Source organism: Synechococcus sp. CS-205, assembly GCF_025128255.1.
Classification (GTDB): Bacteria; Cyanobacteriota; Cyanobacteriia; order PCC-6307; family Cyanobiaceae; genus Regnicoccus_A.
Window position 1 is genome coordinate 38,250 of the sequence record NZ_JAHLZB010000022.1, and the last position, 13,532, is coordinate 51,781.

Annotated in this window: 13 protein-coding genes; 6 read left to right on the top strand and 7 right to left on the bottom strand. The window is 67.3% G+C overall.

What is annotated here, in order from left to right; genetic code table 11:
* The first annotated feature begins 16 nt into the window (after positions 1 to 16).
* The 3 genes from yidC to KQ297_RS04630 are packed head-to-tail and all read left to right on the top strand — an operon-like array spanning position 17 to position 3,173.
* Positions 17 to 1,153 (top strand): membrane protein insertase YidC, encoded by a 1,137-nt coding sequence (yidC, locus tag KQ297_RS04620; RefSeq protein ID WP_185465962.1) that lies wholly within the window; start codon positions 17 to 19, stop codon positions 1,151 to 1,153.
* 20 nt (positions 1,154 to 1,173) lie between these two features.
* Positions 1,174 to 1,695: a DUF177 domain-containing protein gene (locus KQ297_RS04625; protein ID WP_259738385.1), complete on the top strand. Its 522-nt coding sequence runs from the start codon at positions 1,174 to 1,176 to the stop codon at positions 1,693 to 1,695.
* Positions 1,692 to 3,173 (top strand): AAA family ATPase, encoded by a 1,482-nt coding sequence (locus KQ297_RS04630; protein ID WP_259738386.1) that lies wholly within the window; start codon positions 1,692 to 1,694, stop codon positions 3,171 to 3,173. The genes KQ297_RS04625 and KQ297_RS04630 overlap by 4 nt, the downstream gene beginning before the upstream one ends.
* A gap of 7 nt (positions 3,174 to 3,180) precedes the next feature.
* Here KQ297_RS04630 and KQ297_RS04635 read toward each other — a convergent pair whose 3' ends face one another.
* Both KQ297_RS04635 and KQ297_RS04640 read right to left on the bottom strand, forming a co-directional pair.
* Entirely contained in the window at positions 3,181 to 4,266 is a 1,086-nt protein-coding gene (locus KQ297_RS04635; RefSeq protein ID WP_259738387.1) for an acetate/propionate family kinase, read from the bottom strand.
* 23 nt (positions 4,267 to 4,289) lie between these two features.
* On the bottom strand, positions 4,290 to 6,677 hold the full coding sequence (locus KQ297_RS04640) for a phosphoketolase (RefSeq protein ID WP_259738388.1): 2,388 nt from the start codon (positions 6,675 to 6,677) through the stop codon (positions 4,290 to 4,292).
* A gap of 383 nt (positions 6,678 to 7,060) precedes the next feature.
* On the opposite strand from KQ297_RS04640, the gene KQ297_RS04645 reads away from it, so the two are divergent.
* Both KQ297_RS04645 and KQ297_RS04650 read left to right on the top strand, forming a co-directional pair.
* Positions 7,061 to 7,219 (top strand): hypothetical protein, encoded by a 159-nt coding sequence (locus tag KQ297_RS04645; protein ID WP_259738389.1) that lies wholly within the window; start codon positions 7,061 to 7,063, stop codon positions 7,217 to 7,219.
* A gap of 299 nt (positions 7,220 to 7,518) precedes the next feature.
* Positions 7,519 to 8,694 carry an aminotransferase class V-fold PLP-dependent enzyme gene (locus tag KQ297_RS04650; protein ID WP_259738470.1) on the top strand — a complete coding sequence of 392 codons (1,176 nt, stop codon included), beginning with the start codon at positions 7,519 to 7,521 and terminating at the stop codon, positions 8,692 to 8,694.
* A gap of 4 nt (positions 8,695 to 8,698) precedes the next feature.
* Here the strand turns inward: KQ297_RS04650 and aqpZ are convergent, their stop codons facing one another.
* The 4 genes from aqpZ to yidD all read right to left on the bottom strand — a co-directional run bounded on the left by aqpZ (position 8,699) and on the right by yidD (position 11,719).
* Positions 8,699 to 9,421, bottom strand: coding sequence for an aquaporin Z (gene aqpZ / locus KQ297_RS04655; RefSeq protein ID WP_185465976.1), 723 nt, complete (start codon positions 9,419 to 9,421; stop codon positions 8,699 to 8,701).
* Between the two features lie 121 nt (positions 9,422 to 9,542).
* Entirely contained in the window at positions 9,543 to 11,069 is a 1,527-nt protein-coding gene (locus KQ297_RS04660) for a UDP-N-acetylmuramoyl-L-alanyl-D-glutamate--2,6-diaminopimelate ligase (RefSeq protein WP_259738390.1), read from the bottom strand.
* Between the two features lie 51 nt (positions 11,070 to 11,120).
* Positions 11,121 to 11,426 (bottom strand): glutaredoxin family protein, encoded by a 306-nt coding sequence (locus KQ297_RS04665; RefSeq protein WP_259738391.1) that lies wholly within the window; start codon positions 11,424 to 11,426, stop codon positions 11,121 to 11,123.
* Positions 11,423 to 11,719: a membrane protein insertion efficiency factor YidD gene (gene yidD / locus KQ297_RS04670; RefSeq protein WP_259738392.1), complete on the bottom strand. Its 297-nt coding sequence runs from the start codon at positions 11,717 to 11,719 to the stop codon at positions 11,423 to 11,425. The genes KQ297_RS04665 and yidD overlap by 4 nt, the downstream gene beginning before the upstream one ends.
* A gap of 69 nt (positions 11,720 to 11,788) precedes the next feature.
* Between yidD and rpsD the strand changes: the two genes are divergently transcribed.
* Positions 11,789 to 12,397, top strand: a complete 609-nt coding sequence (gene rpsD / locus KQ297_RS04675) for a 30S ribosomal protein S4 (RefSeq protein WP_185465982.1) — start codon at positions 11,789 to 11,791, stop codon at positions 12,395 to 12,397.
* A gap of 181 nt (positions 12,398 to 12,578) precedes the next feature.
* On the opposite strand, the gene trpC is transcribed toward rpsD, so the two are convergent.
* Positions 12,579 to 13,463, bottom strand: a complete 885-nt coding sequence (gene trpC, locus KQ297_RS04680) for an indole-3-glycerol phosphate synthase TrpC (RefSeq protein WP_259738393.1) — start codon at positions 13,461 to 13,463, stop codon at positions 12,579 to 12,581.
* Between the last annotated feature and the right edge of the window lie 69 nt (positions 13,464 to 13,532).

Below are 13,532 nucleotides of genomic sequence, written 5' to 3' on the forward strand. Positions count from 1 at the left end.
CCGCCGCCTCCCCGCTGTGATCGGTTACATCTCCGACAACCTGCTGCTTCCAATCCTCGACTTTTTCTATGGGCTGGTGCCGAGTTACGGGCTGGCGATCATCGCCCTCACCGTGGTGATCCGGCTGGCCCTGTTCCCCCTGAGCGCGGGTTCCATCCGCAGCGCCCGTCGCATGCGCATCGCCCAGCCCGTGATGCAGAAGCGCCAGGCGGAAATCAAGAGCCGCTACGCCAGCAACCCCCAGAAGCAACAGGAGGAGCTGGGCAAGCTGATGAAGGAATTCGGCAGCCCCCTCTCCGGTTGTCTCCCTCTGCTGGTGCAGATGCCGATCCTCTTCGCCCTGTTCGCCACCCTGCGCGGCTCACCCTTCGCCGATGTGCCCTACACCCTCAATCTGAAGGTGTTGCCAGCCGACCAGATCGCCGCGGTGGAGATCAAACCCTTCAACAGCGCCAGCCATTCGATCTTCATCACCGAGACCAGCCACGTGCCGGTGATCGCCAGCCTCGAGGCCGGCACCAAACTGGGGATCGGAGACAAGGTCCAGGTCAACCTGCACACCAAGGACGGGCAGCCCTTCGCCAACGCGCTCGAGGGTGTCGAGGACGGAGCCAAGTTTGTTCCGGCCTGGAGTGTGAGCAAGGGTGAAGGGGTGGTGCGCGTCAGCGAGTCAGGGCTGATCGAGGCCCTCGCCCCTGGTGACGCCACCGTGGAGGCCACCGTGCCTGGCCTGGCCGCCCGCAGCGGGTTCCTGTTCATCAAGGCTCTGGGCCAGGTGGGCTTCTACACCGATGGGGCCGTCAACTGGGACATCGCCATCCTGGTGGGAGCCTTCGGCGCCAGCCTGTTCATCTCCCAGATTCTCTCGGGAGCTGGCATGCCGCCGAACCCGCAGCAGTCGACGGCCAACAAGATCACCCCGGTGATGATCACCGGCATGTTCCTGTTCTTCCCCCTGCCTGCAGGTGTGCTGCTCTACATGGTGGTGGCCAACATCTTCCAGGCCCTGCAGACATTTCTTCTCAGCCGGGAAGCTCTGCCTGAAAACCTCCAGGACATCCTTGATCAGCAGCTCACCCAGCAGACCGTGGCAGTGGCCGCAAGCAGCGGTGGCGGGGAGCGACTCCCCTTCGAGCCCAAGGCCAAGAAGTGATGAGGCGGCGTCCCTCGCCGTTGCCTGAACCATCCCGGCTGCGGCCTGTGCCGCTTCAGGAACTCCGCGTGCAGCAGGCCCCCCGGCTGTGGAGCGTCGATCAGCGGCTCGAGGATCTCGAGAGCCTCACTCCGGTGCGGGGCTGGCTGAGCGCCCACCATGCCGACCCCGTGCTGGAGGTGGAGGGGGAGGCCGAAACCGTTGTCACCCTCTGCTGCGACCGCTGCCTGAGCAACTACAACCACGCTCTCCGCTTCAGCGGGGAGGAGCGGCTCTGGCTGGGCGAGGCCGATCAGCTGGGGGATGACGCCGCCAATGACGAACTGATCGAGAGCCTGGACCCCCTCGGCACTTTCGATCCGGCCCGCTGGCTGTTCGAGCAACTCAGCCTGCGGTTGCCCCTGCAGAACCGCTGTGGCCCCGATTGCCCCGGTCCGGCCATGCCGCCAGATCCCAGCGAGCCTGCGGGCTCAGCCTCCAGCGGGCCCAGCGCGGCGGAGGCCATCGATCCGCGCTGGTCGGCCCTGCGCCAGTGGCGATGAGCGAGTCGTGGGCTGACCAGCTTGATCTGCTGATCCGGGCCCGGGCGCCGATCCTCTGGATCCGCAGCCCCGAAGAGGAGCGCATCGCCGCCCTGCTGCAACGCGCCGCCCAGCGCCTTGGCCAGCGCACACTCCTGCGCTGGGATTTCGTCGAGGGGCTCCAGGGTCTGCCGAACCGCGAGGGCGAGGCCAGCCGCAATCCGATGGGAGCACTGGAGGCGATCGAGAGCCTGCCCCCGGATCAGGCGGCGATCCTGCTGCTGCTCGATTTCCACCGCTACTGCGACGACCCCGGCATCGGCCGCCGTCTGCGCAACCTGGCCGCCAGCCTGCGCCAGAAACCACGCACGCTGGTGATCACCGCGCCGGAATGGCAGGTGCCGCGGGAACTGGAGGAGTGCCTGACCATCCTCGACCTTCCCCTCCCCAATGCCGGTGAGATCCGCTCCCTGCTCGAGAGCATCGGCCAGGCCTGCGGCCACCCCCTCAGCTCCGATGTGCTCGAGCAGCTCACCCACTGCTGCAGTGGCCTCAGCGAACAGCGCATCCGCCAGGTGGCAGCGCGCGCCCTGGCCAGGCGCGGCCAGCTGGGGGAACCGGACCTGGCGGAGGTGCTGGAGGAGAAACGCCAGGCCATCGCCCGCAGTGAACTGCTGGAGTACTGCCCCACCGAAGCCAGCCCCGCTGACATCGGTGGCCTGGAAGCGCTCAAGCAGTGGCTGGAGCAGCGGCGGCAGGCCTTCAGCGACGAAGCCGCCGCCTATGGCCTGCCCTTGCCCCGGGGGGTGCTGCTGGTGGGCCCCCAGGGCACAGGAAAATCACTGACGGCCAAGGCCATCGCCCACAGCTGGGCCATGCCCCTCCTGCGCCTGGATGTGGGGCGGCTGTTCGCGGGGCTGGTGGGCGCCAGCGAAGCCCGCACCCGCGACATGATCCGCAGAGCTGAGGCCATGGCCCCCTGCGTGCTCTGGATCGACGAGATCGACAAGGGCTTCGGTGGCGACAGCCGCAGCGACGGAGGCACCAGCCAGCGGGTGCTCGCCAGCCTGCTCACCTGGATGGCGGAGAAGCGCTCGGCCGTGTTCGTGGTGGCCACCGCCAACGGAGTGGAGAGCCTGCCGCCTGAGCTGGTGCGCAAGGGGCGCTTCGATGAGATCTTTCTGCTCGATCTGCCCGACGCCTCCGAACGACGCACCATTCTCGATCTGCAGTTGCGCCGCCGCCGCCCCGATCACAGGATTCCCCTGGATGTGCTGGTGGATCGCACCGCGGGCTTCTCCGGCGCAGAACTGGAGCAGACCGTGGTGGAGGCCATGCACCTGGCCTTTGCGGGGCATCGCGAGTTCGGCGAAGCTGACCTGATAGCGGCCGCCAGTGACCTCGTCCCCCTCTCGCGCACGGCCCGCGAGCAGCTGGAGGCCCTGAAGCAGTGGGCCAGCAGCGGACGGGCCCGTCCCGCCTCTCGCCTGCTGCGCTGAGGGGCGCTCAGAGGTTCGCCTCGCCTGCAGCCTTGTGGGCCGCAAGGCAGCGGCGGGCAATCAGCCCTTCCTCATCCGCCGGCACCCGCACCAGCTCGAAGGTCCCGAGCCAGCCCAGGGAGGCCTCCAGATCCAGGCGCAGCGCCTCGTCGTGCTCGCCGATGCCGCCGGTCAGGGCGATCACATCCACACCCCCGAGATTCGCCGCCATCGCTCCGATGCCCTCCAGCAGGCTGTGGCGGAACACAGCGATGGCCAGGCGCGCGCCGTCATGGCCGGCCGCTGCCGCCTGGCGCAGCTGGCGCATGTCGGCACTGAGGCCTGAGAGCCCCAGCAGACCGCTCTCCCCCTGCAGCCCTGCCTCCACTTGCTCGGGCGTCAGACCCTCCCGCAGCAGATGCAGGAGCAGCCCCGGATCGATCGAGCCGCTGCGCGTAGCCATCACCAGGCCCTCCAGTGGCGTGTAGCCCATGGTGGTGGCCACACTGCGGCCGCCTTTGATCGCACAGAGGGAGCAGCCGGCACCGAGATGGCAGCTGATCAGGCGCAACGGTCCGGTCGGCTTGCCCGAGGCAGCCGCCCAGCGACGGCTGATGGTTTCACTCACATGCTCATGGTTGAGACCATGGAAACCGAAGCGGCGCAGTCCCCTGGCCCTCCAGGCCAGGGGCAGGGCATAGGTGCTGGCCTCCGGCGGCAGGGTGCGGTGAAACCCGGTGTCGAAACAGGCCCACTGAGGCAGCTGGGGCCGCCAGTGACTCAGCCAGCGCATCAGAGTCAGGGCCGGACCGTTGTGCAGCGGCGCCAGGCTGATCAGCTCCTCGAGGGTGTCGAGCACCGCGGGAGTCAAGGGCGTGGGAGTGGTGAAGTGTTCGCCGCCATGGACAACCCGGTGGGCCGCCAGCAGCGGATCCCCATCCCACGCGCGCAGGGCGGCGGGCAACCAGGCGTCGAGCACCGGCTCCATGGCTCCGGAGGACGGTTGCCAGCTGCGCTGTTCCCTCCACAGGCAGTGGCCATCAGCGGCAAACAGCCCCGCCTTGAGGGTGGAACTGCCCGCGTTCAGCACCAGCACCGACCCCGCAGTGGACACGGGGGAAGCCAGATCATCCATTTCTAGAGCGGGCTGGGCAACGACCAGCGCCAGTCGGTCACATCAGGGGAATCCATCCCGTGGGTGTGGGCGTAGTTGCGGTGGCCGAGGATCGCCTCCTTCATTCGCTCCTTGACGTGGGCGGAGCGGGAGCCGAGGCCTGGCACCCGGTCGATCACATCGATCACCAGGTTGAAGCGATCGATCTGGTTGTTCATCGCCAGCTCCAGCGGGGTGTTGATGTTGCCTTTCTCCTTGTAGCCGCGCACGTGGATGTTGTGGTGGTTGGTGCGGCGGTAGGTGAGCCGGTGAATCAGCCACGGGTAACCGTGAAAGTTGAAGATCACAGGCTTTTCAGTGGTGAACAGGCTGTCGAAATCCCGATCCGAGAGACCATGGGGATGCTCCCTCGGCTGGGTGAGGGCAAACAGCTTGACCACATTGATCACCCGGATGCGCAGCTTGGGAACCTCGCGGTGGAGGATCTCCACCGCCGCCAGCACTTCCTTGGTGGGGATATCACCGGCACAGGCCATCACTACGTCGGGTTCATCGGGTTCATCGCCACGGTGATCGCTGCTGGCCCAGCTCCAGAGGCCGATGCCCTTGGCCACGTGGCTGCGGGCCTCCTCCAGAGTGAGATATTGGAGATGTTTCTGCTTGTCGGAAACGATGATGTTGCACACATTCGTTTCCACCAGGGCCTCCTCAGCCACCGCCAGCAGGCAGTTGGCATCGGCCGGCAGGTAGACCCGAACCACATCGCCGCTCTTGTTGCCGGCCAGGTCGATGAAGCCGGGGTCCTGGTGGGTGAAGCCGTTGTGATCCTGCCGCCAGACGGTGGAGGAGATCAGGCAGTTCCAGGGCGCGATCGGCGCTCGCCAGGTGGCATGCAGGTTGCAGGATTCCAACCACTTGGCGTGCTGGTTGAACATCGAGGCGATCACGTGGGCGAAGGCCTCGTAGGTGTGGAAGAAGCCGTAGCGACCGGTGAGCAGATAACCCTCCATCATTCCCACCAGGGTGTGCTCGGAGAGCATCTCCACCACCCGGCCTTCGCGGGCCAGTTCGCTGCCATTGAGGTCTTCGGGGAGGAACTCCTCCATCCAGACCTTCTTGCTCACCTCATAGATGGCCTGCAGCCGGTTGGAGGCCGTTTCATCGGGGCCGAACACCCGCAGGGAGTCGGGATTGCGCAGGATTGTGTCGCGCAGCAGCGCTCCGAGGGGTGCGGTGTTCTCATGCTCACTCTGGCCTGGCCGCTCGACATGAACGGCATGGGCCTCGATCGGCGCCAGCCGGAGGCTTCGACGCAGCCTGCCGCCATTGGCATGGGGGCTGGAGCCCATCCGTCGCGAGCCGGTGGGTGAGAGGGCCTGCAACTCGGGCCTGAGGGTACCCCCGGCGTCGAAGAGCTCCTCCGGGCGGTAGCTGCGCAGCCAGGCCTCGAGCATGATCAGTTGCTCGGGATCCTTGTTCGGCGCCGGCAGCGGCACCTGGTGGGAGCGCCAGAAGTTCTCCAGTTTCTTGCCGTTCAGCTCCTTGGGGCCGGTCCAGCCCTTGGGGGAGCGCAGCACGATCATCGGCCAGGCAGGCCGCACGGCCTCACCGCTCTCTCTGCACTCCCGGCGCACCCGCTGGATGGCACTGACCGCCTGGTCCATGGCCTCGGACATGGCGCGGTGCATCGCCATCGGCTCACTCCCCTCCACCAGGATCGGATCCCAGCCATAGCCACGCATCAGGCTCACCAGCTCCTCGGAGGGGATGCGGGCCAGCAGGGTGGGGTTGGCGATCTTGTAGCCGTTGAGATGCAGCACCGGCAGCACCGCACCGTCGCTGATCGGATTGAGGAACTTGTTGATGTGCCAGGAGGTGGCCAGGGGGCCGGTTTCGGCCTCGCCATCGCCCACGCAGGCCAGGGCGATCAGGTCGGGATTGTCGAACACCGCGCCGCAGGCATGGGAGAGCACGTAGCCGAGCTCGCCGCCCTCATGGATCGAGCCCGGGGTTTCCGGGGTGCAGTGGGAGCCGATGTGGCCGGGAAAGGAAAACTGCTTGAAAAAGCGCTGCATCCCCTCGGCGTCCTGCGACTTGTCGGGATACACCTCGCTGTAGCTGCCATCGAGGTAGGTGGGCCCGAGCACCCCCGGAGCCCCGTGGCCCGGACCCGAGAGATAGATCATCTCCAGATCGTGCTGTCGGATCACCCGGTTGGCATGGGCCCAGATGAAGGCCTGTCCAGGACTGGATCCCCAGTGCCCCAGCAGACGGGCCTTGATGTGTTCAGGACGGAGCGGCTCCGCCAGCAGGGGATTCTCCCGCAGGTAGATCATCCCCACCGCCAGGTAGTTGGCAGCTCGCCACCACGCGTCAAGGAGATGGAGATCCTGCTCTCGGTCACCAGCCATGGGTCCTGGTCCTTGCCGTTCCCCTAGACGGTCTCACGCTGGTGGAGCTCTGCCAACGGCGCGTGTAGCCCTCCTGACAGCGCCGTCGTTGCCGCACGATCGCAACGCTTTTCTCTGGAAACCCTGCGCGGAAACCAAGCCAGCCTCCAAGGCTCAGTCGCGCCTCGCCTCGCAAAAGGTCGTCACTCCCAGCCGGAGCGCAGCAGGCGCCCAGCGGACATCAGGACGTGGGCTCTCTGACTGCTTGATCACGACGGGCCCACCGCTGGACCCGGGAGGGTGTCGCCCTGTAACGAACCCCAACCCCCCGTAACGAAACCCCGGAGACCTTCAGATCCCCGCAAAAAGGCTCCCTACGGTGCGCCTCAGTCGTCCCCTCCCCTGTGGATCGCCCCTCCGCCGCCACCCAGATCGTCGTCGCCTGCCTCGGAGCCGGCGTTGTCACCAGCTTTGCCGTGGCCCAGGGACAGAACCCCCTCACCGCCCTCGGCATCACCCTCTTCTCGGCCATCGCCGCGGTGATGGTGGGCCAGGTGCTCTGAAGGCTCCTGGCGTTTCATTTCCAGAGCCTTGACCATGGCGAGGGTCTACCTGTCCCTTTAATGAAAGGGCACTCATGCGATGGGGACACGCTCGTGATCTCCTGATTTTAGACTTTTTGGTATTAATATTAAATCGTATTCTTAGGCATTAAGCATGATCCTTCTTCCGGATTTGATTGTGGCCTGATCGTCTCGCCAGCGCTGAGCGGAGCCGCTGCCATGCTTCAAGGCCCTGTTAATTGTTTTCCTTGACGAGAAAGGCTCGCCCCTGCATCAACGCTGAAGCCCTGCGGGAGCTGATGCCCGCCCTGGCCAACAAGACCTACTTCAACTACGGCGGCCAGGGGCCGCTCCCCGCACCATCCCTTGAGGCGATCACCGCCAGCTGGCGTCGCATCCAGGAGCTGGGTCCCTTCACCGGCGACATCTGGCCCTGGCTGGAGCGGGAGCTGGGCAGCCTGCGCGGAACCCTGGCCGCGCTCTGCGGCGTGCCCCCCCAGCGGCTGGCCCTCACTGAGAACGTCACCAGCGGCTGCGTGCTGCCGCTCTGGGGCCTGCCCTGGCAGGCGGGCGATCAACTGCTGATCAGCGACGCCGAGCACCCGGGGGTGGTGGCCGCCTGCCGGGAGCTGGCGCGCCGCGAAGGGCTCACGATCGCCGCCCTGAAGGTGAAGGATCTTCGCCACGGCCCTGAAGCCACCGAAACGGCCGTGCTCCAGTCGCTGGAGGCCGCCCTCACCCCCCGCACCCGCCTGGTGGTGCTCTCGCACCTGCTTTGGAACAGCGGCCAGCTGATGCCGATCGAGGCCGTGGCCCAGCGGCTGGGCGAGCACCCACGCCATCCGTGGTTGCTGGTGGATGCGGCCCAGTCGGTGGGAAGCCTGGCGCTGGCGGAAGCCGGAGCGGGGGGTGCGGCCGCGCTGGCCGACATCTATGCCTTCACCGGTCACAAGTGGTGCTGCGGACCGGAGGGGCTGGGGGGCGTGGCCCTCTCCGAACGGATGCTGACCGACTCCCAACCCACCATGGGCGGCTGGAGAAGCCTGGCCAGCGAAACCGACGGGGCCAGTGCCTGGCATGGCGATGCCCGCCGCTTCGAGGTGGCCACCTCCTGCGCCCCCCTGCTGGCGGGGCTGCGCACCTCCCTCGAGCTGCTGGAAGCCGTGGCTCCGGCGCCGCAGCGGCTGGCGCTGATTCAGCAACGCAGCCACAGCCTCTGGCGGGGCCTCCGCGGCCTGCCGGGCATCCGCCCCCTGCTGGAGGAGCCCCCGCCGGCGGGGCTGGTGAGCTTCGTGGTGGACGGGATGGAACCGGGGGATCTGGTTCGCCGGCTGGGGCAGCAGGGGATCTGGCTGCGCACCCTCGACGACCCCGATTGCCTGCGGGCCTGCACCCACATCACCACCAGTGAGCAGGACCTGGAGAGGTTGCTGGAGGTCCTTGCCGAGCTCACCGCGCCCTGCCGGGACAGCTGATCACTCAGTCGCTGGGACCTTCCAGCAGGTGACGCTGAACCCAGCCGGCCAGCAGGGCACCGGCGATCGGAGCCAGCCAGAACAGCCAGAGCTGACCGACAGCATCGCCACCCACCCAGAAGGCCACGCCGGTGCTGCGCGCCGGATTCACCGAGGTGTTGGTGACCGGAATGCTGATCAGGTGGATCAGCGCCAGGCTCAGACCGATCGGCACGCCGGCCAGGTCCTTGATCGCATCTTTGTGGGTCGCGCCAAGGATCACCAGGAGGAAGATGAAGGTGAGCACCACCTCGATGATCAGCGCCGGCAGCAGGCCATACCCCCCGGGGGAGTGGGCACCGAAGCCATTGGTGGCCAGGGGGTTGCTGCCGGTGAGTTCGAAGCCGGGCCGGCCGCTGGCGATGCCGAGCAGCAGACCACCGGCGATCAGACCGCCCAGCACCTGGGCACCGATGTAAGGGAGCAGCTGCGAGCCTGGATGGCGGCCGCCGGCCCAGAGGCCGAAGGTGACGGCCGGATTGATATGGCAACCGGAGATGTGGCCGATGGCGTAGGCCATGGTCAGCACGGTGAGGCCGAAGGCCAGCGAGACCCCGAGGAAACCGAGACCGAGGGGATTGGCTCCGGCCTGGTCATAGGGGAAGGCGGCGGCGAGAACGGCACTGCCGCAGCCACCGAACACCAGCCAGAACGTACCGATCAACTCGGCGAGGAATTTCCTCGACATGGGCACGGGTGAAGACATGGAACGGTGGGTTGAAGAACCGGACGGGGCAAACGTACTGGCCCGGGGGCGTTCCGGCAGCGTGTTCCCTCAGACATCAACGTCCCTGTCACTGCAGCCCGGCTCAGCCCACCCTTGAGCGAAGGGCCTTTTCCGCCTCCTCACGGTCATCGAAGTGGATCTTGGTGGTGCCGAGGATCTGGTAATCCTCGTGGCCCTTGCCGGCGATCAGCAGGAGATCACTGGGGTTGGCCGCCGCAACGGCCGCGGCGATCGCCTTGGCCCGGTCCCCCTCCACCATCAGGTCGGTGCCGGCCGGAATGCCGGCCACCACGTCGTCGAGGATGCGCTGGGGATCTTCGGTGCGGGGGTTGTCGGAGGTCACCACCACCCGGTCCGCCAGCCGCGCCGCGATCGCGGCCATCTGGGGACGCTTGCCCCGGTCGCGGTCACCGCCGCAGCCGAACACGCAGACCAGCTGGCCCTCGGCAAAGGGACGGCAGGCCGCCAGGGCATTTTCAAGACCATCGGGGGTGTGGGCATAGTCGACCAAGACCGCCGGGAGGTCAGCCGCCTGGGGCAGCACCACCCGCTCCATCCGGCCGGGCACACCCCGGAAACTGGGGATCGCCTCCAGCAACTTCTCGAGGGGCAGGCCCTGCTGCTGCAGCACCCCCACCGCCTGAAGCAGGTTCATCAGGTTGAAGCGGCCCACCAGGGGGGAGCGGAACGCTCCGCGCCCCAGGGGTGTGATCAGCGTGCCGCTCACCCCATCGGGGGCGAAGACCAGATCCTCCAGCCGCAGCTCGGCCGGGGCTGAGGCCTCCGATCCGGAATCCACCGCGGCCAGGGAACTGCGCCAGAGCCTCTCCCCCAGCGGCTCCGCGAGGCGCTCGGCCAGCCGCGCCCCCCAGGGGTCGTCCACGTTCACCACGGCCGTGCCATCGAGCCGCGCAGGGGAGAACAGCCCGGCCTTGGCCTCGAAGTAGGCCTCCATCGAGGGGTGGTAGTCGAGGTGGTCCTGGGTGAGGTTGGTGAACACCGCCCCGGCGAAGTGGCAGCCAGCCACCCGTCGCTGATCGAGGGCGTGGGAGCTCACCTCCATCGCCGCCAGCCGGGCACCGGCCGCCACCGCCCTGGCCAGCTGCTCCTGCAGCACATCGGCAAAGGCGGTGGTGTGCGACGCCGTGACGCTGTGCCCCGGCCAGCGGTTGGTCAGCGTGCCGAACAGCGCCGTGGGCTGGCCACAGCCGGCGCTCAGATGCTCGATCAGGAAGGTGGTGGTGGTCTTGCCGTTGGTGCCCGTGACTCCGATCAGCCCCAGGGAACGGCTGGGCTCCTGCCAGAACGAGGCCGCCAGGCGACCGGCCCATTCCGCAAGTGGTTCCTCCAGCACCAGCACCGGATCAGACTGCCCAGGGGGACACTGGGCCGCAGCCGCGGGCCCGATCACCGCCGCCGCGGCTCCCCGCTCCAGGGCCATGGGCCAGAAGGTCCCCCCATCCACCTGCCCGCCGGGCAGCCCGATGAACAGGGTGCCGGCGGCAATGTGGCGGGAATCACAGCTCAGGCCGGTGACAACGGCATCGGGCAGCTGGGCGGGAACCGCCACAGCGCAGTCCTGCAGAAGGGAATGGAGCAGCTGGGACATGGAGGAGGTCAGCTCCAGGAACGGGAGCCGGCGCTATGGAGTTGGGCAGTTTTAAGTGCTCTGAGGCGGGGCGGGCAGCTCCGCCAGACACTTCCGCAGCCAGCGCTGCAGACGATCACCCGCCAGCCGCGGCGCGACCCGGGGCAACAGCCGAGGTTGTCCATCCCGCAGCACCGCCAGCAGAGGCACCTCCAGCCCGTAGCGGGCCTGGAGCTCCGGATCGTGATCCACATTCACCACATCCAGTGGCGGAGGGGGCACCAGCGCCCGCAGACGCTCCTCGAGCCCCTCGCAGAGGCAGCAGCCATCGCGGCTGTAGAGCAGCAGAGCCGGCAGGGGGGGCACAGAACTGTTCACTCGGGCACCGGATCACAACCGCAGGGGGTGAAGGGGTGGCAGCGCAGCAGGCGCCTGAGGGTGAGCCAGCCACCTCGCCAGGGGCCATGGCGCTGGATCGCCTCAAGGCCATAGGCGCTGCAGCTGGGAATGAAGCGGCAGCGGGGACCCAGCAGCGGCGAGAGCCAGCGGCGGTAGGCGGCGATCAGAGCGAGCAGGGCCAGCTGGATGGCGCGGCTGAGGCTGGAGAAGCCAACGGATAAGATCGACAACTGGCGTTGCACGACCGGATGCCTGGAGGATGCCTCCAGCATGCTCCCCGGAAGGACCGGCCCACGGCCGCCCTGAGCTTCGTTCCACCCCCGTCCTTTGTTGTTGTCTGCATGTCTCGCTACCGCGGTCCTCGCCTGAGGGTGACGCGGCGCTTGGGAGACCTCCCCGGTCTCACCCGTAAGTCCGCCAAGCGGTCTTATCCACCCGGTCAGCACGGCCAAGCCCGTCGCAAGCGCTCCGAATACGCCATCCGCCTCGAAGAAAAGCAGAAGCTTCGCTTCAATTACGGCATCTCCGAGCGCCAGCTCGTCCGCTACGTGAAGAAAGCGCGCGCCCAGGAGGGTTCCACCGGAACCAACCTGCTCAAGCTGCTGGAGAACCGCCTCGACAACATCTGCTTCCGCCTCGGTTTTGGCCCCACGGTGCCCGGCGCCCGCCAGCTGGTGAACCACGGCCACATCACCGTCAATGGCCGCGTGGTCGATGTGCCCAGTTACCAGTGCCGCCCCGGCGATGTGATTGTCGTGCGGGAACGCAAAGCCAGCCGTCAGCTGGCTGAAGGAAACCTGGAGTTTCCAGGTCTGGCCAACATCCCCCCCAACCTCGAACTCGACAAGAACAAGCTCACCGCCAAGGTGACGGGACGGATCGAGCGCGAGTGGGTGGCCCTCGAGATCAACGAACTGCTTGTGGTGGAGTTCTACAGCCGCAAGGTCTGAGTTCACGCCTTCACCAGGCGATGGGCCAGGCCCGGCCTCAAGCCTCCCCCGAATCGCTTACCTCCGCATCGAGCCTCCACCCAGCGTGCAGGCCCCATGCGGGGGTTTTTTGTGGCCGGTGTGACCGGATCCCCCGTTCAACGGCACCGGGCCTCGCCGAAGGAGGTGGCCCCATCTGGGCTCAGGCTCCGATCAGAGCGTCCAGGGCTGCCGTCACGTCGGCCTGGCGCATCAGTGCCTCACCCACCAGCACCGCATCGGCGCCTGCACCCATCACCCGGTCGAGATCATCCCGGCTGGTCAGCCCCGATTCGCTCACCAGCAGCGCTCCCCGCTCCCGCAGACGCTGGCCGTAGCGGGCCATCAGCACCTCGGTGGTGGCCAGATCGGTGTGGAAGCTGGTCAGATCGCGGTTGTTGATCCCGATCAGAGCCACACCCGCCAGCGCCAGAGCCCGCTCCATCTCGGGGGCGTCATGCACCTCCAGCAACACCGCCAGCCCCAGGGCGTGGGCCACCTTGAGCAGGTAGATGAGGTCCTGGTCGGAGAGGATCGCGGCGATCAGCAGGGCGGCATCAGCCCCGGCGGCACGGGCCTGGTAGAGCTGGTAAGGGGTGAGGATGAAGTCCTTGCAGAGCAGGGGAATGTCCACGGCCTGCCGCACCTCCACCAGCACCTCGAAGCCCCCCTGAAAGAAGGCCTTGTCGGTCAGCACCGACAGGCAGCTCGCCCCTCCGGCCTGGTAGCCGCGGGCGATGGCCACGGGGTCGAAGTCTTCTCGGATCACGCCCTTGCTCGGGCTGGCCTTCTTCACCTCGGCGATCACAGCCGGTTTGCGGCAGCTGGCACGCAGGGCGGCCACGAAGTCTCGGCAGGGGGGAAGATCGGCCACCTGCCGCTTGAGCTTCTCGAGGGGCACACGCTCGCGCGAGGCTGTCACCTCCCGGTCCTTCTCCCAGACGATCTCCTCGAGGATGTGGCGCGGGGCCGCCTCCTCATGGGGAATGCCGTATTGCAGGTGGGCCACCCGCACGGGGGGATTTGGCGGGCGACGACGGATCTCCAAGGACTGGCGAAAGCGGAAGCGGGACTCCGATCGTAGGAGCGCTGAGCCCGCCCCTTCCGACGGTGACGT